Raw genomic sequence first — 22769 nt, forward strand, 5'->3', positions numbered from 1 at the left:
CGGGTCGGGGAACGGCCCGGATGTGATGCCGGACGCGGCTGTAGGCGGGCCGCTCAGCGGTTGGGCAACCGCATCGCCAGCACGGCGACGATGGCCAACAGCAACGGCACGCTGCAGGCCAGATACAACATGGCCGGTGACCATCCGGCGTCCAGCAACACCCCGGCGCAGAACGGCGACAAGATCGCACCCAAGCGCCCCACCCCGATCGCCCAGCCCAGCGCAGTCGAACGCACCGCAGCGTTGAAGACGATCGGAACAATGGCGTACATGCCGCCCACCGCAGCAAACATCGCTGCCCCGGTGAGCAAGGCGACGGCGAACGCCCAGCTCAACTGCGTACTGCACAGGCCGGAGGCCAGCATCGCCAGGCCCATCAGCAACAGGGACCCGATCGTCAGGCGCGCCAGCCGCACGCACGATGCCAACCCGCTGAACAGCAAGCCGCCGCCGATGCCACCAAGATTCAACAGCACCCCGCCCGTGACGCCGTCCGTGGCCGACGCGCCGGCGGTCACCAGCAGCTTCGGCGTCCAGCTGATCACGAAGTAGAACGCAAACATCAGCGAGAAAAAGCCAAGCGCGATCAGCAGCGTGTGCCGCCGCATGGCAGCGTCAAACAGGGCCCGATAGCCTTGTGCCTGCGTGGCAGATTGCGGCGGCAGCGGCGGCAATGCGTCGTGCGGCGGCATTCCCATCCGCGCCAGCACGGCGTTGAAGCGCGCGACGGCATCGGGTGGCCGGCGCATGATCAGGAACTCCAGCGACTCGGGCAGGAATGCAAGCACCAACGGCACGCACAGCAACGATGCCACCGCCCCGAGCACGAACACCGCGGGCCACGACCACTGCTGCATCAACAGTTCGGCAATCATGCCACCCAGCGTGGCACCGACCGGGTAGCCGGTCACCTGCAGCACGATGGCAGTGTTGCGCCAACGGGGGCTGGAAAACTCCCCTGCCGTGACCGCAACGCAGGCCAACATACCGCCGATACCCAGACCGGTCAGCAGCCGTAGCGCCCCGAGCTGCCATGCAGTGCTGGCCACTGCCGAAATGCCCATGCCGACGGTCAGGATGGCCAGACATGCCAGCGTCAGCGCGCGACGGCCGATGCGGTCGGCCAGCGGCGCCAACCCCAATGCGCCAAGCGCCATGCCGATCAGGCCCGCGCTGAACAGCATGCCCAGCAGCTTGCCCGACAGCTGCCAGTCTGCCGACACGTGCGGTGCGGTGAACGCCATCGCCATCACGTCGAAGCCGTCGAGCATCGTCAGCAACACGCACACCGCCACGGCCCTCCACTGAAACGGCGTCATGCGCTCCAGCACGAAATGCCCAAACGATGCAGTGTGCTGAGGCATTGGCATGTCCTGTGGTGAGCGAGGGTTGAGGTGAAGGCACTGCAGTGGCCGTTGAACGGCGCAGTGTGCGAGACCGGCTACACCGCGGTGCAGCGATGCGTGCAATCGCCGATGCGCAGTGGCTTGCGACCGCCTGCACACGCTAGCCCATTGCGCTGCCGGTTCAAGGCCGATGACCGCAACGCTGTGCGCTTATCGGAAATGCGCCAACACACTTGGCCAGCGCTGCGATGTCTCCGGATGCACCGCGTCACGTGCTGCCCGCGGCTTTGGAATCTCTGGCGACGCGACACACTCCATTGCACGTCGGCCCACCCGGCCACCTCTGCCAGCCACCTCGCACACATTGCATCCGTGCGTTGGTGACTGCAGCCCGGTGCGCTGCCGCAGCGGCAACCGCAGCGCAGGTATCATCCGCAGCGTGTCCGCAGTGGGCGGCACGCTGACCTGACGGAGATGCCGTGACCCCGATTCGCTCCTTTTTGCACCACACCCCGCAACTGGGCGCCCGCGTTTACGTGGATCCTGCCTGCACCATCATCGGCGAGGTGAGCCTGGGCGATGACGTCTCGGTCTGGCCGGGCACCGTGATTCGCGGCGACGTCAATCATGTGCAGATCGGCGCGCGTACCAACGTGCAGGACGGCACCATCATCCACGTCAGTCACCACAGCCCGTTCAACAAGGCCGGCTACCCCACCGTGATCGGCGAGGACGTCACCGTGGGCCACGGCACCATCCTGCATGCCTGCACCATCGAAGACCTGTGCCTGATCGGCATGGGCGCCTGCGTGCTGGATGGCGCAACGGTCAAACGGTATGGCTTTGTGGGTGCCGGCGCAGTGGTGGGCCCGGGCAAGGTGGTGGGCGAAGCCGAGTTGTGGCTGGGCAATCCTGCACGCCTGGCGCGCACGCTCAGCGACAAGGAAATCGAAAGCCTGCATTACTCCGCGCAACATTACGTGCGGCTCAAGGATCAGTACCTGGGCGCCTCACCCGCCGGCTGAGCCGCAGCACCGGCGCACCTGTCTGGCGCGGGCGCGACGGTACCAGGCGCGCGCGGCTACGGCTGCGTGGCGTGCTCCAGTGCCGTCAACATGGCCAGCGCCTGGGCGCGCGATTCACCGCACATGTCCTGGGACGGGCGCAGGCTGGTGCAGACCGCCGGCCGCGTCGGCAGGCCGAACAGGCGGCAGCGGCCCTGCCCGTCCAGTTGCACGCACGGCACCCCCGCCGGCTTGCCGTGCGGCATGCCGGGAATCGCCGAACTGATGGATGGGGCGATACAGCAGGCCGCGCAGCCAGCGCGGCAGGGGATGTCCATGTGCATGCCGCAGTGTAAACCGCCGCCACCTCCCCGTAGCGGCGGCGATGCCCGCTAGCGGGGCGGAACGTAGCTGGACAGGCGCACGTCGAAAAACGCCTGCACGGCCGCCAGATTGGCCTTGGCCTGGATGTCCGCACCCACGTCGCGGCTCATGCCAAGCACGTCGTCGTCCGGCCACCCGGGGCCGAAGCACCACTGCGTGCTGGGAATGTTGTAGGCCTGCAAGTGCGCCAGCATGCGCGTGGTGGCGATCTCCGCGCTGCGATTGCCGGCCGGATAGCCGTGCTCGCCCAGATAACCGCGCTTGCCGGCCTGCTGCAGCGCTTCGATGAACGGGCTGACCATGTCGATGCCGGTATCCGGCTTGATCACCTCGTTGCGTCCACCGGGCCCGATCCAGTTACCGCCCCCGCTGCCATTGCTGTCGAGATAGTTGTGCGCCTCGTACACGATGCAATCGTATGGGTCCGGGATGTCGAACAGGCCCATCGAATCGTCCTGCCAGCGCCGGGCGCTGGCATAGCCGTTGCCGCACACGAACACGAAATGGTTTCGATCGCGGTCGATGATGGCCTTGGAGCAGGCGGTGGCGGTCTTCTGCCAATGTGCGGCCATCGACAGCACGCTGCCATCGGCGTTGCGCTCGGCGCCCTGGTACGGCTCGTTCATGACGCCCCAGCCGAACACCGCCGGGTGCTGCTTGAACCGGTTGACGAGACGCGCCCACAGATCCGGCAAGCCGGCGTCGTTGTAGAGCGTGCACCCCGGCGTGCCGATCACCCGGTATTCGTAGAGCTTGAGCAGTTGGTCGCGACTGTCCAGATAGCCCACGTAATTGAAGTTGCGCAGCGGGTAGGTGTCGGCCCACAACCCGGCCGCCGCCAGGTCGCCGACACGGTTGCCACGCGCATCGACCACTGCACCGCTGGCATCGCGCCGATAACCGCTTTTGGCCGCCACCCGCTGCGGCAGCCGCATGTAATCGTGCAACTCCACGATGGCGCGCTTGCCGCGCGCAGCAATGTTGTCCAGCGCGTCCTGCACCTGCCTGCAGTAGCTCTCGTTCAACGGCGCGCCCTGTCCACGCGTGAAGCGCGCGGCAGTGGTCGGCAGACGGAAGAGCGGGCAGCTCCCCGCCGCGGCCACATGCTGGGCAGTGATGGCGCGGTAATGCGTGCCGATCTCGGCGTTCTCCACATAGCTATTGGAGGCCAGACCGGACAGGTTGAGGCCAGCGAACGGCAGGCTGGCGCTTTGCGCGGCCGCATGGCCTGCCCAGCCGGTGGTGGCCACGACCGCAGCGCCGGCCGCGCCTTGCAGCACGCGACGGCGGCTGATGCCGCCGGCGACCGGTGGCGTGGTGGAGTGAGATGATGCCGCTGGTACGCGGCGTGGAGAGGGATGGTCGGACATCGGGGCGCCTCCTGCGGTGCCGTTGGAAAGATCCTCGCCGGCGCAGCTCCCCTCGGCCGCAGCGGTCCGGTTCGATGGTGGCCGCGCCCCAGCGCCCGGATCTGCGCGCCGGTTCGCACTCCTGCCACTGCATGCCCGGACGCATACGTTTACATCGCATTACATGACAGGCAGAGGCGCCGCGCACGTGCGGACCCCGCGAGGCGATGGCGCACGAGCGGTCACTGCACGGCATGCCGGCAGCGCCCGCCGCTGCACTGCAGGTGCACGCCGGCGTGCGTGCTACCGTGCGGACCCTGCGCGTGCGGTGACGGTTGCAGCAGCAACAGTCACGACGCGCTCTAATTGCCAGCCACCGCTCGCCAATCAGCCGTCGAATTCGCCATGCCCGAGTACCGTTCCAAAACCTCTACCCACGGCCGCAACATGGCCGGCGCCCGCGCCCTGTGGCGTGCCACCGGCATGCGCGATGGCGACTTCCACAAGCCCATCATCGCCATCGCCAACTCGTTCACGCAGTTCGTGCCCGGGCATGTGCATCTGAAGGATCTTGGTCAGCTGGTCGCGCGCGAGATCGAACGCGTCGGCGGCGTGGCCAAGGAGTTCGACACCATCGCCGTGGATGACGGCATCGCGATGGGCCACGACGGCATGCTGTATTCGTTGCCAAGCCGCGAGATCATCGCTGATTCGGTCGAATACATGGTCAATGCGCATTGCGCCGACGCGCTGGTGTGCATTTCCAATTGCGACAAGATCACCCCCGGCATGTTGATGGCCGCGCTACGGCTCAACATCCCCACCGTGTTCGTTTCCGGCGGCCCGATGGAAGCCGGCAAGACCAAGCTGACCGAGCACAAGCTCGACCTGATCGACGCGATGGTGATCGCCGCCGACGACAGCGCCTCCGACGAAAAGGTGGCAGAGTTCGAGCGCAGCGCCTGCCCCACCTGCGGCTCGTGCTCGGGCATGTTCACTGCCAACTCGATGAACTGCCTGACCGAAGCGCTGGGCCTGTCGCTGCCCGGCAACGGCACGGTTGTGGCCACGCACGCCGACCGCGAGCAACTGTTTCTGCGTGCCGGACGCGTGGCGGTGGAACTGTGTCACCGCTGGTACGGCGGCGAAGATCCCACTGCCCTGCCGCGCGGCATCGCCACCTTCGAAGCCTTCGAAAATGCGATGACGCTGGATATCGCCATGGGTGGCTCGACCAACACCATCCTGCATCTGCTCGCTGCCGCACAGGAGGGCGAGGTTGCATTCGGCATGCACGATATCGACCGCCTGTCCAAGCGCGTGCCGCAGCTGTGCAAGGTCGCGCCGAATACGCCCAAGTACCACATCGAAGACGTGCATCGCGCCGGCGGCATCATGGCCATTCTCGGCGAGCTGGCACGTGGTGGCCTGCTGCATACCAACGCCGCCACCGTGCACGCACGCACGCTGGCCGAGGCCATCGCGCAATGGGATGTCACCCAGACCGACGATGAAACAGTACACACGTTCTACAAAGCCGGCCCGGCCGGCATTCCCACGCAGATCGCCTTCAGCCAGGCCACGCGCTGGGACAGCCTGGATACCGACCGCAGCGACGGCTGCATCCGCGATGTCGCACACGCGTTCTCGCAGGAAGGCGGCCTGGCCGTGCTGTACGGCAATATCGCCCGCGACGGCTGCGTGGTGAAAACTGCAGGCGTGGACGAATCCATCCACGTATTCGAAGGCACGGCCCGCGTGTTCGAGAGCCAGGATGCGGCAGTCAAGGGCATCCTTGCCGATGAGGTGGTCGCAGGCGATGTGGTGGTCATCCGCTACGAGGGCCCCAAGGGCGGCCCCGGCATGCAGGAAATGCTCTACCCCACCAGCTATCTCAAATCCAAGGGCCTGGGCAAACAATGTGCCCTGCTCACCGACGGCCGCTTCTCCGGCGGCACCTCGGGGTTATCGATCGGCCACGCATCGCCGGAAGCCGCCGCAGGCGGCGCGATCGGCCTGGTGCGCGACGGCGACAGGATCCTGATCGACATTCCCAAGCGCTCGATCAACCTGCTGATCTCGGACGAGGACCTCGCCCTTCGTCGTGCCGAGCAAGACGCCAAGGGCTGGAAGCCTGTGGAAGTGCGCCCCCGCAAGGTCACTACTGCATTGAAGGCGTACGCGTTGCTGGCGACCAGTGCGGACAAGGGTGCGGTGCGGGACAAGGCGTTGTTGGACGGCTAGGGACAGCGAGCGCAGCGTGGCCAGCTGGTTTCGGATGGCCAGCGCGGTGCAACGCATTCGGTGGAACATGCTGATGCAACGCAGTCATCGCAACTTGCCTGCAGTCGAGTACTGAGTCGCTGCAAGCAAGTGCCGCGATTGGCCGCCCTCATCGCACGCTCTGGTGTGTCAGAACATGCGATTTCACTGGCGTGGTCGCAAGCATCCATTCATTGCATCGCGGCCCTGCGCGTTAGACGTCGCCACCAGAACCGCTGAGTCCGTCCAGCGGACTTCATACTGCCGACGCACCGCGTCCCAGCACATGCGCATAGATCTGCTTGGTTGTCACGTCCTTGTGGCCGAGCAGCTCCTGCACCGTGCGAATATCGTGGCCGGCCTCCAGCAAGTGTGTTGCGAACGAATGCCGCAGCGTGTGGCAGGTTGCAGGCTTGGCAATGCCAGCCTGGCGCCGTGCCGATTGCACCGCACGCTGCAGGACTTCTTCCGATACGTGATGCCGACCAACGCGGCCACTGCGCGGATCCACAGAGCGACGCGCGGCGAGGAAAAGATACTGCCAGCCGGGCTCGACATTGGCATTGGGATACTTGCGCGCCAGTGCATGTGGCAGGAATACCCGCCCTGCGCCCTCGGCGAGATCAGCGGCGTGCAATAGCAACGCCCGTTCGCGCTGCTGCATCAATTCTCCACGCAGGCTGTGCGGCGGCGGCACCCGCCGATCCTTGCCCCCTTTACCATCGCGCACCACAATCTCGCCGCGAACCACGTCCACGTCCTTGATCCGCAAGCGCAGGCATTCCAGCAGCCGCATCCCGCTGCCGTACAGCAGCCCCGCCATCAGCCGGCAAGACCCCTCCAGCATCGTCAGCAAGCGCGCGACCTCCTCCGCCGAGAGCACCACGGGAATGCGCCGCGGTCGCTTGGCGCGCACCAGATTCTCCATCCAGGGCAACTCCACGCCCAGAACCTCGCGATACAGGAACAGCAGCGCCGCCAGCACCTGATTCTGCGTGCCGGCCGACACCTGGCCCCGCGTCGCCAGGTCGGTGAGAAACGCCTCGACCTCTACTTGCCCCATCTGTCCTGGATGCCGTTTGCCATTGGCCAGAATGAAGCGCCGGATCCAGCCCACATACGCCTGCTCAGTCCGCAGGCTGTAATGGCGAAGCCGCAGCCGACCACGGACCTGATCCAACAGCTTGGGGGTCAGGCGCGTCATTGCGCCTGCAGCTTCACGGGTGTAATTCATACGCCTGCTCAAACGTCGGATAACGCCCCCAGCATCGATGCCGAGACTGTCGGTTGCCATTCGGCAAGTCATTGCTGCGGAATAGGAATTCCCCTTCCTAGTTATCCGGGCTTAGTCGATACTTGGCGCAACACCGCTTTTAGGCGGTCCAATAGTAGTTAGCCCATGACCCCAGATGATCGTTGGTCACACTTGGCAGCACTTGACGAGGAACTGCTTAAGGGTGGCGTCATCCTCTCCGAGTGGTGTAGCGTCATAGTCCGTGAGACAGACATTGCATTTGTGCATTCAGCTCATTTGGCATCGATTCTCACCGCGATGTCCGGCATTGAGACCTACCTTCGATCTGAGTATGCGCAGTCAAAAAAGGGTCGATTGGTAGACCTGATAGATTTGTCCCCAATTCCGAACACTTTGAAAGAAAACCTGCATACGCTACGCAAGTACCGCAATAAATGGGTGCACATCGACGAGCCATGGGATGACGCCATGCTCCTTGAGCAGCCTCAAACCACCGAGGCAGAGCTTGAGCAAATGGCATTTTTTGCGGCCCGATTACTGCGGGAGACTATCTATGAGAATCCGTGGGTGTAGCGTGGGGCTAACAAATCGTCCAAGTCGACGCCGCTTCGCGGCGAGGCTTAACTCAAGCGTTAGGCAGTGGGGGAACAAATCTAGGGGTGGGCAGCTTCGGTGAGTTTGCTGGTCGGCGTGTGATCGGCTACGTGGCGCAGTAATCGCCACTGCTCATGCCGGTAGGTTTGGTGCTTCGCCGTCAGACGTTGTTACCGCGCTGCGCTCATTTGCTTTTGACTTCGATGACATCACGCACCACTGCATCGCTGGGCAAGTTCCCTCCCACAAGCTATGGCACACTCGGTCCAGGCGGCAATGCTGGGGAGCATGGTTGCACCATCCAACCTTCGCGGCCACTCACTGCCTAACAACTCATTCAAGCCGAATTTGCTTCGCAACTCGGCTTAATTCAAGCGTTAGATATCATGAGACAAATAATCGCACTTCTCATAATTGCCCTAAGCGCCTGCACGCCCAAGCTTCATATTCGTGATGGTGGCCGCACTTTGATCGCTAACACAGAACCAGAGGTGCTCACCTTTCCATCGGTTCAATGCGACGTGCCCAGCAATGCCGGAAAAGAGATTGGCCCCGTATTCCTGATTTTTAGCCAAGCACCGTGGGAGTCTCCCCGCCACCTCTCGATTTCCAAGACGTCGGCTGATCGTGGCTGCGACATGAGTATCTATAAGTTCATCTCTGCACGTGACGCCCACAAGTTCAAACCAGGAGCGGTATTCAGATATATAGCGAAATGCCAGTGCAAGATATGATGTCTAAAAATTCATTCAAGCCGAACCCGCTGCGCGGGTCGGCTTAATTCACGCGTTAGGCGCCACATGGACCTATTAGAATACTTTGCGAACGATGACGGGTCACTTCCAGAAGTGCAGGTAGCCTTCTCGGACTCTTCGCTTGTTCCACTCGCTTTCAAGCATCTTTACGACAGAGGCGCTCGAAACGTCACAGTCAATGGTGGCCACCTCTGGATCAAGGCGTCTGATAGTGAAAAGCCATTCTCTGGTTATGAGGACGCGTTACTTGTCGCGTCGGGCGACGCGGAGGCATTCCACGTGGTCCTCGGCGGCATCGCTGGTTCTTCCTCTCCTATCCCGGATCTTGGAGTGTTCGTTTTGCGGATAGCCTCGACTTTGATTATAGGATGGGCGCCGTATGGGGCCAGAACGAGATCCAATCATTCCTTGCACTGCTAGACCAGCTCCGTGAGCTTGGCGGGCAAGTATCTGTTCCTTGGTGGGGTGCCGACGGCGAGCAGGATTTCCTTACTGCATTGGGTGGCGCCTAACAATTCATTCAATCCGAACCCGCTCCGCGGGCCGGCTTAATTCAGGCGTTAGGTGGCGGGGATAGATTTCCGCGTCAGACCCATGCGGCCGGTCGCTCTCTCTTGATCAGCGCAGCGACTAGATCGATCGTTTCAGAGCAGTAGCGCAAGAAGGCACTATCCACCTCCACGAGCGTCGCTAGCTCTGATACATCACCCTCATTAAAGAACTCATCGTCCCCTCGGACACGGAAAAGCAGCTGATCTCTACGAGCCATGAGCTCATTGTGGCTGCGGCCTGCACCATGCTTGAGCACGTTAACTGCGAGTTGGACGTCTTTAAACCTCACAAAGAGTTCGTCCTCTCCGGCCTGTTCGATGATGTTCAGTGCTTCCTTAAACCCATCCCCGCAATTCAAAGCATCTTGTAATGCGGCATCAAACATCGCGACCATCCCAACGGCCACAATTGCCCCTTGCAGCTCAATCGCCTGCAAAGCTTTGACACGAACAGTTGTGCCGTGCTCTTGCAGCTCAGCAAGCACATGTGCTCTATTTTCTTCCAACAGGCCATTGGTCAACGCGGCGCATCGCGTGGCTAGCTCGGAAAATGGGTGCATGGCAGTAATCCTAGCCGCCACCTAACAATTCATTCAAGCCGAACGCGCTTCGCGCGTCGGCTTAACTCAGGCGTTAGGCCCCACACTGAGCAATTGAACAACTGGAAACTGCAATGAGCGTCTCGCAGGAAACACTTACTCGGTGGGCTGACAACTGCCTTCACATGAACCACCTTGGCACTCTGGTGCGACTTGAACTCCAAGCCGGCAACATCCTCCGCGCGGGAGACTTGGCGGAACGCGCTCGAGTTCGGGCGTGGTCGATGCTCAATGAACTGTTTGAAGCAGGTGCTTCCAAGCCCGAGTCGTATGCAGAGCCGGGCGAAGGTGGGCCTAACAATTCGTCCAAGCCGACGCCGCTTCGCGGCCCGGCTTAACTCAGGTGTTAGGCTGTCATGGAAAGTGCAATGCAGTTTCAGCTAATGCGTCTCGCAATTCTCGGGCTGGGGCCGTTGGCTTCATTGCCATCACGCTAATTCCGCTGCGGGGTTATCTCGTCCTCCGTCACTACCGTCAACTCCTTAGCTCCAACTCTACGGGAACGAGCGTCTACCTGCTAATGATGGCGGTTGTTCTTTCTGCTATTGTCACAGCAGGATTTCCGTTTATGCGCGTCTCAGGGTGCTTGCTAGACTCTCAGGCATGCCATCCAAATCGGTCAGGAGGCTGGTTCTTCCTAGCCGCTATTGGCTTCGTATATCTTGTTTTTGAGCTACTTCTTTTTCTATTAGGCAGGCTGGGTCATCGGTCGCAGCCTAACAACTCATTCAAGCCGAAGTTGCTTCGCAACTCGGCTTAATTCAATCGTTAGGTAGCTATGCGAGATCCCGCAAGAATTGACGAGATGTTGGAGTTGCTCGGAGAGGTCTGGCGACTCGAGCCAGATCTGCGCCTTGGCCAGTTGGTCCAGAATGCGGCGCGCTTTCTAGATCCAGACCTTATCGACATACACTTGACTGAAGATGGGAATCTGAGGAGGGGGCTTGCGAGATACCTTGAGCTACTCAAGAGCCAGAGGCCTAGCGGTATTGCTTCTTAGCCACACGGCAGGGCCGCATCCAATTTCTCATCGGCTTCGTAGTGTCGTATGCTGTCTAACAACTCATTCAAGCCGAAGTTGCTTCGCAACTCGGCTTAATTCAAGCGTTAGGCACGCCAATGAAGCACCTTGACCTGATCGGAACGGCGTTGAAAAGCGATGTTCTCAGTGATCTGTTTGAAACCTACGAGATCGATGTCGTATACCGATACGACCGCATCCACGAGAACCAACCAGATCAGTACGTCGCTGAAGTTCCGCAGCTTGGACTGGAGTTCTTGTTCGATTCACAGCAGAGGCTATCAACCCTCTTCATAGAAGATACCGAGATCAATGGGTTCAATCCGTTCGAGGGTGACCCGGTAGGCCTACCCAGGTTTGGCTCGAAGGGCGATGCCATCACACATGCAAAGCGAAACGCAATTGAGCTTTCAGAGGGTCGCGCCAACTTCCTCGGAATCATTCGAGATTGGGTTCGGTTTGAGCACGAGAAATACTCAGTTCACTACGAATTCGTTGACTCAAAGCTGGAAAAGATTACGGTGCAGGCGCGCCATGCCTAACCCTTCCATCGAGAGGACCCGCCCCGGTAAGCCGGCTCGGGCTTCTCATGTCAAACATTAGGCCGTGGTGGAGCGAGCCAATTGGTGCGTCCGACTTCGGTCGGTTCGCTGGCATGCAAGCTTTCGGCTCAGAGCGGTAGTCATCACCGGCGTGGGTTGCGGCAAGTGTGGGGCCTCGTACTCGTCCGTTGTTACCGTACTTCGCTCATTGCGCTTAGCCTCTTTGGCATCCCGCGCCGCAGAGTCGCTTGGCCAGCCCCATCCCGCAAGCTGTGGCACACTGGGTCGAGGGGGGCAGTGCTGGGGATCATGGTTGCACAATCCAGCCTTGGCAGCCACTCACTGCCTAACAACTCATTCGAGCCAAGGTCGCCTAGCAACTCAGCTGAATGCAGGCGTTGGGCCGACACGCAACATCCTCGGGATATGCAGATGAAAACGTCCGATTCACTCGTAAGGATTCTTGCACCTGCCAGTAAAGTCTGGAGGGCGTTGACCGTGCCTGAGCTAGTCAAGCAATGGCAATATGGCTCTGATCTGCTGACCACGTGGGAAGTGGGCACCCCTATCATTTTTCGGAACGAGTGGAACGGGCAAGTCTTTGAACAGAAAGGCACGGTTCTTGAGTTCTTGCCGGAGTCGCGCCTTAAGTACTCGTTGTTCTTCCCGCGCCCCGATCTGCAAGACATTCCAGAGCACTACTTCTTCATGACCTATGAGCTGACCGAGCGTGACGGAAGCAGCTCTTTGCTTGTGCGTCAGGAAGACCCTCGCCCTTCCCCACCAAATAAGTCGTCAGGCGAAGATGCTGGGCCTGACGTATTTTCGTACTTGAAAGAACTTGTCGAAAGCAAAATGCCTTGATGGTAGTTTTTCCTAAAAATTCATCAAGGCCGATGTTGTTTCGCAACCTTGATTAACTGAGGCGTTGGGTGATGAGCAGATGCAAATGCATCAAAGACTCTTTAGGAGAACTATCAACTTTTTGCACCGCCCCCATGCCGCTCCGTTTCGACCGATGGCCGTACTGGTCGCTTAGAGATCTATTGCGGCTCGACACCGACTGGACTCTTGAGGCTCTTGATGAGTTCGATAACTCCACCGTCTGTGATGACCTATTCGCAACGGACCAGATCGCACGCGACGAGGCGTTGCGCACCATTCGGGATGAGGGCATTGACTCCCTCATAGGTCCACCCAGCGGTATGCATGAAAGTGTAGGCCGCCTAATGGCTCATTCATGCCGATGCCGCGTCGTGGCGCGGCCTAACTCAGGTACTAGATCCCGCAATGCCAATCTCTGAGTTCGACCTAGTTCGCGTTATCGCAAACATCCCCGACGCTCGGATAGACCATGACTTCAGCCAAAGGTCTCCCCAGATCGGTGACCTTGGAGCGGTCGTTCTGATGCATGCAGCTAAGCCAGGCGGTGAGGCCGCTTTCGCCGTCGAGTGTGTCGGCTCGGAGGGCCACACCATCTGGCTAGCGGATATATTTACGTCAGAGTTAGAGCAGGCTCCAGCTACTTCGGCTGGCGTCTAGAAATCCATTCAACCCAAGCCCGCATCGCGCGCGGCTTAATTCAAGCGTTAGGCGCTTCATGAGTCATACGACGGCTTGGGATTATCTCCACGACGTCTCCCTGGATCGAGCCGAGGGAACTGTGCCTGGCGATCTGGCTCTCTCCATCTCAATCCCTTACCTGCGCAGGGCTTTCCAGCCTGAGGGCGATGGGTTCGTGCTTCTGCTGAGAGGCTGCACCCTGTTTCAGCTCGAAGATCATGATGGCACGGTGCTTGCAGATCCACGCGAAATCGCTGAGCGCTCACCTGAGCTGCTCTCGATCGTGAGTGAGGAACCTCTGACCATATACACAACGCTATGCACGCTCACACTTGCCTATCGGGCACTGGAGCTCGCGCTCGACACCGGCCAGCCACTGGCAACTGCGTCCCTCGATCAGGCAAGCTCCACTTATTGGCAGGCGTGGTCCGAGGGGCGCGGCGGAAGTGCCTAGCACTTCGTACAAGCCGGCGTTGCCCCCAATGTGGCTCAACTCAGGGTTAGTTTCATGCCAAAATTCTGCAGCGAGTGTGGCTCGGAGCTGAGAGAGATTGGCGACTTTCGCCCTCACTGGTTCAGCGTGTACGAATGCGAGAGTGGTGCACCTCTACACGACTTCATCCAGATCGCAGACTCAAAGCATGTCTTTCCTCTGCTTCAGCTCAGCCTCGGAGTCAAGGAGCGGCTAGTCGGTGCAGAACAATCACTGGTAACGCTGGCCGCCTCACGAATCCAGACGATCGATCACAAGACCGTGTCCATTGTTCAGTTCGAGCATACGCTCTTGGGCTGCTACAAGAAGCCAAGTCCCTTCGGCGCAGCGCCGTAGATCCTAACCATGCGCTCATACAAATCTGCGTGGAGTAAACTGCCCGCTCGGTCACCACCCAGACCGCGCAGCCCGCTTAGCTTAGGCGTAGGTCATCCGGCATGAGCCAACCATCGGCCACGATCAAAGAAAAAGTCCTGCACGGGATGGCCGCAGCCATCGCCAACAATGATTGGCAGGCCACATACGATCTCGTTTGCCTTGCTCAAAGCATTGCGGATCAGGAACAGAGGGCTGAGGTTTTCAACAGGCTGTTGGTGATGCCCGGCCATGAGCTCCATCAAGAGATCACGCGGGAAATCCAGTTGCTTCGTCGCCCATCCAGCGTTACGTACATTCGACAGGTGCTTGCGAACGGGTTTCAGATGTTCGAGTACACGTGTTCTGAGCCAGGCGTCATCGCGAAATGGTTTAGCCATGCGCTCGCTGATATCGATACACCCGAGTCCATTGCGGTCATTGAAGAGTTTGCGAAATGCAGTGACCCGGAATCGCGGAAGAAATGACCTACCCCTTGAGGCGCATCAATGCCTGAAACCTCCGCCAAGGTGTCCTCGAACGTTCGCCGGCAGAGGGAGCCACGGTGCATTTAGACAGAAAGCAACGAGGCGTGGTCCTCGGCATGGCATCGGGCCTTTTTGCTTCTCTACTCGTTGTGTTCCTGCTATCACGAGCGTTCTTGCGCTGGGACACACCAGAGCGGACAGTTATCAGCTTGCTGTTGCCGGCCACGGCGATGTTTGTCGCTATCGCACGCATGGCCAAACACCGCTTCGTTACGCCTGCAGACATTGACGGCAGCGCGATGAGTGATGGGACCGTTCGTGCTAAAACGTTGCAATCTTTGCTTCAAAATACGACAGAGCAGCTAGCGTTTGCGCTGCCGGTCTACGTCGCCGCCCTCATGAACCCGCACCGCGGCATCCAAGCCGCAGTTCCGGCATGCGCTTGTGCGTTCTTGCTTGGAAGGCTGACGTTTTTTGCGACCTACAGTGGCGGTGCTGGCGCCAGAGCGCTGGGGTTCGCACTGACCTTCTATCCCACTGTGCTCCTGCTCATCTGGCAACTCGTGCTGCTTGCAGTTAGTGTTGCCGTCTAACAATTCATTGAGGCAGTGGGCCGTATGCAGACGTTTCTAGAACCTGTCGGCTCCGAGGTCCAATGGCATGAAGGCGCAGACGTTACCGAGATCATCAGCACCAGCTCTGGCCTGCGCATTGTTGTGGCGGCGCCGGCGGGAGTCGACCGCCACCTTGAGATCCACTTTCCTTTCGTTCGGGCATTCCAGGCGATGGACGAAGGGGACATGCTTGAGTACTGGGAAAGCCCGCTCACTACAGGCCACGTCCTCTACAAGGTCATTTCCGGCGGCTGGCGGGATCGCACCGCAGGTCACTTCCTGCACGTCACCGCATCGTTAGACTCGATGCAAGAGTGGCTCATAGTCTCCGAGTGCCTCTGTGTGTCTGTGCTCTCAGCGTATGTGCCGCATCTGCGCGAGTTCGGCGATGCGTCGTAACCATTCATTCAAGCCGAACCCGCTTTGCGGCTCGGCGTACCTCAAGCGTCAGGCCGTATGACCAGCTGCCCCATTTGCTCACTTCAACTGCAAGAGATTGATGTGGCCCCGTGCTTCGACTGCGGGCATGTGCCTGGCGAGCTAGACGAGTGCATTCGCGGAGAGCACGAGTACCACGCCTTTGAAATTTGGGGCCAAGAGATTGTCCTCTGCGACTTCTGTGATGCAGATTTTGGATCGTACTTTCCGGATTACTGGGGCCTGCCGGAGCGGCCACTGCCAGATTACCCGCTGCATCTTGTTCGCAAGGTTGAGCGCCCCGGCATCGGACGGGACCTATACTGCGCCAACTGCAATCACCGCCTGGAGTTTCTACTGTTCCGGTCGCGTGTGGCGGCGCAGAATGCGGCCTAACAACTCTTTCAAGCCAAGTCCGTCTCGCGGGCAGGCGGCAGCGTAATTCAAGCGCTGGCGCTCTTCAGGAATCGGTGCATGGATCAGTCACAAGCAGAGGCAATCGCGCAGGCCATACTTCAGCCGGACCTGGAAGCACGAGAAAAGATTCGTCGCAGGCGTGCCGCGAAAGATCGGGCCTTGGCGGGCCGTCGGATGGTTGCCTGGTTCTCGCTTTCCGGCTTCGTCATCGGTGCCGGTGTGGCACACCTTACTGGCTATCGCTTCACCGATGGCATCATTTGGGGTGGCATCGCTGGCGGCGGGGTTGGCTGGGCTGCACTGACGCTGTGTCGTGGCCGGCTGGCGCCCTGACACTTCATTCCATCCGACAGTACTTCACAGCGCGGCCTGACTCACGCGTCAGACCGCACATGAGAGAGATGCAAGCAGGGACACCACGAGTGCCTTCTGCAGTCACGGCCGACCGCCCAGCCGATGCGCACGCGGGAGCGCCGCTGCACCACCTCAGCGCATTGGCTTGAATCGCGGTGACGCAGCACTGCGCCTATGCCATCGCTTCGTCGGGATCCAACGCCACTGCTGCCTGCTGCGCGCGATCGAATCGCTCGCGCGCGGCGCGGATGCTGCCGTGGTTTTCGCCCGCCCACGTGAGCAGTTGCGAGACCGGGCCGAGGAGTGAAATTCCCAGCTTGGAGAGCGCGTATTCCACGCTCGGCGGCTTGGTGGCGTAGACCTTGCGGGTGATCATGCCGTTGCGCTCAAGATTGCGCAGCGTCTGGGTCAGCATGCGCTTGGAGATGTCCGGCACGGCGCGCTGGATGGCACTGAAGCGGGATGGGCCGGGGATCAGCGTCAGCAGGATCAGCAGGGTCCACTTGTCGCCGATCTGGTCGAGTACATCGCGCACCGGGCACTTGGTGGCGTCGAAGGGTCCTTCCAGGGACGGCGGCAGCGGGAACAGGGCAATCGCATTCACGTGGGGTATCTCACGGTAACCAGGGGGAGCGAAACTGCCTCCTTGCGGAGGCCGGGGCGGGGCTGACACTATGCGGGCGACCAATTAGGTCTAGATAGTAGACCAAATCTCTTATGCAAACCTACCGGAGCCCGTCATGACATCTACATCCCCCCTGATTCTTGTCACCGGCGCCAGCGGGCAGTTGGGTGCGCTGGTTGTCGAAGCGCTGCTTGGCCATCTGCCTGCCAACCGCATCGTAGCAACGGCCCGGGATACCGCGTCACTTGCCGAGTTCGCAAAACGCGACATCGCGGTACGTCAGGCCGACTATGCGAACCCGCAAAGCCTGGACACCGCCTTCGCCGGCGTGGGCCGCGTGTTGCTGGTCTCGTCCAATGCGGTCGGCCAGCGCGTGCCGCAACACCGCAACGTGATCGAGGCTGCAAAGCGCGCCGGGGTGGAGCTGCTGGCGTATACGAGCATCCTGCATGCCGATACCAGCACGCTGTCGCTGGCCGCCGAGCATGTGGCCACCGAGGCGCTGCTGCGCGAGAGCGGCGTGCCGCACGCGTTGTTGCGCAATGGCTGGTACACCGAGAACTACACCGGCTCGATCGCCGCAGAAGTCGCCCACGGCGCGGTGATCGGCAGTGCGGGCGACGGCAAAATCAGCGCCGCCACGCGCGCCGACTATGCTGCGGCGGCGGCTGCAGTACTGGCTTCGGACGCCCCACAGGCCGGCCAGGTGTACGAACTGGCAGGCGATGCCGCTTTCACGATGGCCGAGTACGCCGCCGAGGTGGCGCAGCAGTCGGGCAAGCCGGTGGCCTATCACGACCTGCCGGAAGCCGATTACGCGGCAGCGCTGGTGCAGATCGGCCTACCGGCCGGCTTTGCGCAGGTGCTGGCGCAGTGCTCGGCCGCCTCGCGCGACGGCGCCCTGTTCGATGAGAGCCAGACGCTGGGCCGGTTGATCGGCCGCCCCACCACGCCGTTGCGCGACGCGGTGGCGGCGGCACTCGCGGCGCGCTGAGTCACGGCGCGACCACTGCGCTGCCCAGCGGTTCGGCACGCAGTGGTTCGCGCAGCGTTGAGCAAGTGCGACGTGCCCCCTTGGAACCCGGCGAACTTCGTGGCGCTTCACCGCATGCAACCAGCGGCGGTGGCTGGCTGGTCGGCGTGGCTGCGTGTGTCGGGATGATCTCCAGTGCGTTGGACCAGTGGCACTGGTTCAGGCGATCGGGTGTGGCGCTGCTCTGAACGGCCGATCAGCAGCCGTGCGCGTCTCGGTTGGTCAACGCGTGGCGCGGTGAGCGCGCCGATGCGGCACTGGGTTGCTGCCAGCGCTGGAGACCTGCACAGCCTGGCGCTGCGCGACATAGTCCCCCGCGCAGCAGACGGCCGCGTGACCGGGCCGATGTCGCCGCCGGTGACACGTGCCTGCGGCTACCCAATGGTGGCGCAGACGCTGCCCACGCTGGCGAGTCCAGCAGAGCATGCCGCGCAGCCATCGGCGATGGGCCACGTCGAAAGCTTGGACGGCCCGTGCGCAATCTCCGCCATGCCCACGACCACACCTTCCGAATCCAGTTCTGTACGAGCGTCTGCACCCCATCGTGCGCAGCTGGGCCCGCCTCACGTTGGTCGCATAACTGCCATCGCCCCGACTCGACCGTGACACAAGGGCCACGACAGCGAGGTCTGCCAGTGTCACCAAACTGACATCAAATCTAAATATAACTGCTGCCATTGCCGCTACGTCAGGACGACCGGCGCCTGGCAGGCGCTTCCACGCCGTGCAGCCGCCTTCTTGGCAGCACCGGATCGACGCAGCCGCCGACCCGTTTCCCTTGCACGAGCCGGACCAATGAAAAAACGCAATTTCGCCACTGTTCTGTGCGCCCTCAGCGCGACCGCCAGCGGCAGCACGCTGGCCGCCGAGCTGGAGCTGTACGTCGACCGCAAGACCAAGCAGATCTTCGCCGAGCCGGCGCCAGGGCGCGACAAGCTGGGCACCTTCGTGCAGGTGGACGAAAACGGCAAGCTGCCGGCGTCGGCAATGCCGGCAAGGCCTGCGCAACCGCTCGCGCCCGCGCCGGGCGCCGCCACGCCCGCCGACACTGCCGTTGCCCAGGCCGCGCCTGCGCCGGCGCCGGCTGCAACGCCAGCGCCGGCCAAGTCCGGCGACGCCGGCAAGAAGTGGTACGACAAACTGAGCCTGCGCGGCTACACGCAGATCCGCTACAACCAGGGCATCGGCGGCGATGCGCAGGACCTGCGCGCGCCGGGCGACCGCTTTATCGGCAACGACCAGAGCCTGGGCATCCGCCGTGCGCGTCTGGTGCTGAGCGGCGATCTCAACGAGCACGTGTCGCTGTATTTCCAGCCGGATTTCGCCAGCACGCCCACCGGCTCCACCACCTCCAACTTTGCGCAGCTGCGCGATGCCTACGCCGATATCTTCTTCGACAAGAAGCGCGAATACCGCGTGCGTGTGGGTCAGTCGAAAATGCCGTACGGCTGGGAAAATCTGCAGTCCAGCCAGAACCGGCTCTCGCTGGATCGTGCCGATGCACTCAACTCCGGCCTGCGCGACGAACGCGATATCGGTGCGGTGTTCTATTACAGCCCCACCGTGGCCAAGGGCCGCTTCCAGGACCTGGTCAAGTCGGGGTTGAAGGGGTCCGGCGATTACGGCGTGATCGGTGCCGGTGTGTACAACGGCCAGGGCGCCAACCGCGCCGAGCGCAACGACAGCATGCACGCGGTGGTGCACGCCACCTACCCGTTCAAGTTCGCCAACGGCCAGTACCTGGAAGTGGGCGCCGACGCCTACGCCGGCCGCTTCGTGCCGACTTCGGCGGCAGTGAATATCGGCGGCCGCAGCTTTACCCCGGCCATCACCGAGCCCAATGGCTATACCGACCAGCGCGTGGCCGCGCACATCATCTACTACCCGCAGCCGTTCGGACTGCAGGCGGAGTGGACGGTGGGCCGTGGCCCGGAACTGGATGTGGCCCAACGCCGCATCCGCACCCGCTCGTTGAGCGGCGGCTACGTGCAGGCCATGTTCAAGCACGACTTCACCTACGGCACCTTGCTGCCCTACCTGAAATGGCAGACCTACCGCGGCGGCTCCAAGTTCGACACCAATGCCCCGCGCATGCGTCTGGACGAAGTGGAAGCCGGTGTCGAATGGCAGCCGATGGATGCGCTGGAACTGGTGTTCGCCTATTCGAAGATGAAGCGCACCGACGTCAGCACCGCGCCGTATCCGGTGGTGGAAGGCGATTTGCTGCGCCTGCAGTTGCAGGTCAATTACTGAGCAAGGTCGGCAGCGCCGGTCATGGCCGGCGCATTCGTGTGCGGCTGCGCACGTTCGCGCCGGGATCTTCATGCACGCAGGTGCCTGCGCGATGCTGCCAGCCCCGCGCGTGGTGACGCGCTCACTGGAACGCAGATGCACATCAAGGCCACGGTGGAGCGACTTCCCGGCGGGATGATGCTGGTCCCCCTGTTGCTTGGGGCGGTTTGCCACACGCTCTGGCCGCAGGCCGGCAGCACCTTGGGATCTTTCAGCAACGGGCTGATCAGCGGCACCGTTCCGATCCTGGCGGTGTGGTTTTTCTGCATGGGGGCAACCATCCAGCTGCGCGCCTCCGGACGAGTGCTGCGCCGTTCGGGCAGCCTGGTGCTGACCAAGATCGCAGTGGCCTGGCTGGTGGCAGTCCTGTGCGCACCGCTGCTTCCCATCGGCGGCGTGCCGAGCGGGCCGCTGGCCGGGCTGTCGGTCCTGGCGCTGGTGGCTGCGATGGACATGACCAACGGCGGGCTGTACGCCGCGTTGATGCAGCAATACGGCAGCAGCGAAGACGCAGGGGCGGTGGTGCTGATGTCGCTGGAATCGGGACCGCTGATCTCCATGCTGATCCTGGGTGCCAGCGGCCTGGCCAGCTTCGACCCACTGCTGTTCGTCGGTGCGGTGCTGCCGCTGTTGCTGGGCTTTGCGCTCGGCAACCTCGATGCGCAATTGCAGCAGTTCTTCGCGCAGGCGACCAAGACGCTGGTGCCCTTCTTCGGCTTCGCGCTCGGCAACACGCTGGATCTGTCGACCATCGCCCACACCGGCGCAAGCGGGGTGCTGCTGGGCGTGGCAGTCATCGTGATCACCGGGCTACCCCTGCTGCTGGCCGACCGTTGGATCGGCGGCGGCAACGGCACGGCCGGGGTGGCGGCCTCCAGCACCGCCGGTGCCGCCGTGGCCACTCCGGCGCTGATCGCCGGCATGGCACCGCAGTTCGCACCCGCCGCGCCGGCCGCGACGGCGCTGGTGGCCAGCGCGGTCATCGTCACCTCGTTGCTGGTGCCGTTGCTGACGGCCTTGTATGCACGCCGTGGCGGTGCACGCAGCGGCTGAGAGCGGGGCCGGTGTCATGCGGCCTGCGATGGGATGCGTGGGCCATGCGCGTTGCGCCATGCATGGCGCCGGCGCGATCAGGCGCCGGCGACGCCCGTGCGCAGCCGCTGGCGATGATATGGACGATGTCCACGAACCGGCATCTGCCGCGTTTGCGCGCACCCCGGGCCCGCCCGACGGCACGGGGCACACTGCTGTGGCAATGGGACTAGAAGCGGCTGACAAAACGTAGCGAGCAGCCGTGAGGTGGGCGCGGACGGCGCGCTCAGAACTGCAATGTACAAGCGGCACATGAGAATTCCGAGCACCGACCGCGACCGCCTGACGGCTGCGTAGGAGTGTTGTTAGTTGCCCTAAGCCGACAGCTCGTCACGCACGATCTGCGCGCCTGCACTGAGCGCACCGAGTTTGCCGCGCGCCACGTGCCGGGCGAGCGGCGCCATGCCGCAGTTGGTGGAGGGATAGAGCTTGTCGGCATCGACGAAGCGCAGCGCCTTTCGCAGCGTCTCGGCCACTTCCTGCGGTGTTTCGATGGTGGTGCTTGCCACGTCGATGGCACCGACCATCACCTTCTTGCCGCGAACGAGTTCGATCAGATCGATCGGCACGTGCGAGTTGTGGCATTCCAGCGAAATGATGTCGAGCGAGGACGTTTGCAGCTTGGGAAACGACTCTTCGTACTGGCGCCACTCCGAGCCCAGCGTCTGCTTCCAGTCGGTATTGGCCTTGATCCCGTAGCCATAGCAGATGTGGACGGCGGTCTCGCACTTCAGCCCTTCCACCGCGCGCTCCAGGGTGGCAACGCCCCAGTCGTTGACCTCGTCGAAGAAGACATTGAAGGCCGGTTCGTCGAACTGGATGATGTCCACGCCGGCCGCTTCGAGTTCCCTGGCTTCCTGATTGAGGATCTTGGCAAACTCCCATGCCAGTTTTTCGCGGCTTTTGTAGTGCGCATCGAAGAGGGTGTCGATCATCGTCATCGGGCCGGGCAGCGCCCACTTGATCGGCTGGCGGGTCTGCTGGCGCAGGAACCTGGCGTCGTCCACGAACACCGACTTTGGGCGGCTGACCGCGCCGACGACGGTCGGCACGCTGGCGTCGTAGCGGTCGCGAATCCTGACCGTCTGCCGCTTTTCGAAATCGACACCGCTGAGATGTTCGATAAACGTGGTGACGAAATGCTGACGGGTCTGTTCGCCGTCGCTGACGATATCGATGCCGGCGTGCTGCTGTTCCTGCAGCGACAAACGCAGCGCGTCCTGCTTGCCTTCGATCAAGTCGGCGTCCTGCAATTTCCAGGGCGACCAGAGCGTTTCGGGCTGGGCAAGCCAGGACGGCTTGGGCAGGCTACCGGCGGTTGAGGTGGGAAGCAGCTTTGTCATGATGAGTAATGGGATGTGTTCT

20 protein-coding genes, 1 other RNA gene and 2 pseudogenes are annotated in these 22769 nt (G+C 62.0%); 15 read left to right on the forward strand and 8 right to left on the reverse strand.

Annotated elements, in window-relative coordinates; genetic code table 11:
- Nucleotides 1-53: 53 nt before the first annotated feature.
- Nucleotides 54-1364, reverse strand: coding sequence for an MFS transporter (locus J7396_RS05045; RefSeq protein ID WP_209261085.1), 1311 nt, complete (start codon nt 1362-1364; stop codon nt 54-56).
- A 240-nt stretch (nt 1365-1604) separates the two neighbouring features.
- On the opposite strand from J7396_RS05045, the pseudogene J7396_RS05050 reads away from it, so the two are divergent.
- Together J7396_RS05050 and J7396_RS05055 are read left to right on the forward strand one after the other, a co-directional pair.
- Nucleotides 1605-1829, forward strand: a pseudogene (locus J7396_RS05050) (hypothetical protein).
- Nucleotides 1826-2371: a gamma carbonic anhydrase family protein gene (locus J7396_RS05055; RefSeq protein WP_008577979.1), complete on the forward strand. Its 546-nt coding sequence runs from the start codon at nt 1826-1828 to the stop codon at nt 2369-2371. Before J7396_RS05050 ends, J7396_RS05055 begins: the two are co-directional and overlap by 4 nt.
- 56 nt (nt 2372-2427) lie before the next feature.
- Here the strand turns inward: J7396_RS05055 and J7396_RS05060 are convergent, their stop codons facing one another.
- Nucleotides 2428-2616 (reverse strand): hypothetical protein, encoded by a 189-nt coding sequence (locus tag J7396_RS05060; RefSeq protein ID WP_029818374.1) that lies wholly within the window; start codon nt 2614-2616, stop codon nt 2428-2430.
- Nucleotides 2617-2742: 126 nt separating this feature from the next.
- A complete protein-coding gene (locus J7396_RS05065; RefSeq protein ID WP_055026836.1) occupies nt 2743-4104 on the reverse strand; it encodes a cellulase family glycosylhydrolase in 1362 nt (453 codons plus the stop codon).
- 384 nt (nt 4105-4488) lie between these two features.
- On the opposite strand from J7396_RS05065, the gene ilvD reads away from it, so the two are divergent.
- The gene (gene ilvD, locus J7396_RS05070; protein WP_209261086.1) at nt 4489-6327 is read left to right on the forward strand and encodes a dihydroxy-acid dehydratase; all 1839 of its coding nucleotides are present in this window, start codon (nt 4489-4491) and stop codon (nt 6325-6327) included.
- Nucleotides 6328-6601: 274 nt separating this feature from the next.
- Here ilvD and J7396_RS05075 read toward each other — a convergent pair whose 3' ends face one another.
- A complete protein-coding gene (locus tag J7396_RS05075; protein ID WP_209261183.1) occupies nt 6602-7549 on the reverse strand; it encodes an integron integrase in 948 nt (315 codons plus the stop codon).
- A 195-nt stretch (nt 7550-7744) separates the two neighbouring features.
- Between J7396_RS05075 and J7396_RS05080 the strand changes: the two genes are divergently transcribed.
- Complete coding sequence (locus J7396_RS05080) at nt 7745-8173, forward strand: hypothetical protein (RefSeq protein WP_127167983.1); 429 nt, start codon at nt 7745-7747, stop codon at nt 8171-8173.
- A gap of 1362 nt (nt 8174-9535) precedes the next feature.
- Here the strand turns inward: J7396_RS05080 and J7396_RS05085 are convergent.
- Nucleotides 9536-10060, reverse strand: a complete 525-nt coding sequence (locus J7396_RS05085; RefSeq protein ID WP_209261087.1) for a hypothetical protein — start codon at nt 10058-10060, stop codon at nt 9536-9538.
- 1158 nt (nt 10061-11218) lie between these two features.
- Between J7396_RS05085 and J7396_RS05095 the strand changes: the two genes are divergently transcribed.
- The 8 genes and pseudogenes from J7396_RS05095 to J7396_RS05130 all read left to right on the forward strand — a co-directional run bounded on the left by J7396_RS05095 (nt 11219) and on the right by J7396_RS05130 (nt 16341).
- Entirely contained in the window at nt 11219-11662 is a 444-nt protein-coding gene (locus J7396_RS05095) for a hypothetical protein (RefSeq protein ID WP_136733354.1), read from the forward strand.
- Nucleotides 11663-12094: 432 nt separating this feature from the next.
- Entirely contained in the window at nt 12095-12526 is a 432-nt protein-coding gene (locus J7396_RS05100) for an SRPBCC family protein (RefSeq protein ID WP_209261089.1), read from the forward strand.
- A 736-nt stretch (nt 12527-13262) separates the two neighbouring features.
- Complete coding sequence (locus tag J7396_RS05105; RefSeq protein WP_209261090.1) at nt 13263-13679, forward strand: hypothetical protein; 417 nt, start codon at nt 13263-13265, stop codon at nt 13677-13679.
- A gap of 30 nt (nt 13680-13709) precedes the next feature.
- Nucleotides 13710-14054, forward strand: coding sequence for a hypothetical protein (locus J7396_RS05110; RefSeq protein WP_209261091.1), 345 nt, complete (start codon nt 13710-13712; stop codon nt 14052-14054).
- Between the two features lie 101 nt (nt 14055-14155).
- A pseudogene (locus J7396_RS05115) lies at nt 14156-14589 on the forward strand (hypothetical protein).
- A 201-nt stretch (nt 14590-14790) separates the two neighbouring features.
- Entirely contained in the window at nt 14791-15153 is a 363-nt protein-coding gene (locus tag J7396_RS05120) for an MAPEG family protein (RefSeq protein ID WP_057681371.1), read from the forward strand.
- A 24-nt stretch (nt 15154-15177) separates the two neighbouring features.
- Nucleotides 15178-15573, forward strand: a complete 396-nt coding sequence (locus J7396_RS05125) for a hypothetical protein (RefSeq protein ID WP_029818361.1) — start codon at nt 15178-15180, stop codon at nt 15571-15573.
- A 492-nt stretch (nt 15574-16065) separates the two neighbouring features.
- Entirely contained in the window at nt 16066-16341 is a 276-nt protein-coding gene (locus J7396_RS05130) for a hypothetical protein (protein ID WP_008576184.1), read from the forward strand.
- 193 nt (nt 16342-16534) lie between these two features.
- Here J7396_RS05130 and J7396_RS05135 read toward each other — a convergent pair whose 3' ends face one another.
- Nucleotides 16535-16966, reverse strand: coding sequence for a helix-turn-helix domain-containing protein (locus J7396_RS05135; protein ID WP_008576183.1), 432 nt, complete (start codon nt 16964-16966; stop codon nt 16535-16537).
- A 136-nt stretch (nt 16967-17102) separates the two neighbouring features.
- On the opposite strand from J7396_RS05135, the gene J7396_RS05140 reads away from it, so the two are divergent.
- The 3 genes from J7396_RS05140 to kdgT all read left to right on the forward strand — a co-directional run bounded on the left by J7396_RS05140 (nt 17103) and on the right by kdgT (nt 21365).
- Nucleotides 17103-17981: an SDR family oxidoreductase gene (locus tag J7396_RS05140; protein WP_014089089.1), complete on the forward strand. Its 879-nt coding sequence runs from the start codon at nt 17103-17105 to the stop codon at nt 17979-17981.
- 834 nt (nt 17982-18815) lie between these two features.
- On the forward strand, nt 18816-20273 hold the full coding sequence (locus tag J7396_RS05145) for an OprO/OprP family phosphate-selective porin (RefSeq protein WP_209261092.1): 1458 nt from the start codon (nt 18816-18818) through the stop codon (nt 20271-20273).
- 135 nt (nt 20274-20408) lie between these two features.
- Complete coding sequence (kdgT, locus tag J7396_RS05150) at nt 20409-21365, forward strand: 2-keto-3-deoxygluconate transporter (RefSeq protein ID WP_209261093.1); 957 nt, start codon at nt 20409-20411, stop codon at nt 21363-21365.
- 216 nt (nt 21366-21581) lie between these two features.
- On the opposite strand, the gene J7396_RS05155 is transcribed toward kdgT, so the two are convergent.
- A non-coding RNA gene (locus J7396_RS05155) (sX9 sRNA) lies at nt 21582-21658 on the reverse strand.
- A 60-nt stretch (nt 21659-21718) separates the two neighbouring features.
- Complete coding sequence (locus J7396_RS05160) at nt 21719-22747, reverse strand: methionine synthase (RefSeq protein ID WP_011346040.1); 1029 nt, start codon at nt 22745-22747, stop codon at nt 21719-21721.
- Between the last annotated feature and the right edge of the window lie 22 nt (nt 22748-22769).

Origin of the sequence: Xanthomonas sp. A1809, assembly GCF_017746015.1 — a bacterium.
GTDB lineage: Bacteria > Pseudomonadota > Gammaproteobacteria > Xanthomonadales > Xanthomonadaceae > Xanthomonas > Xanthomonas euvesicatoria.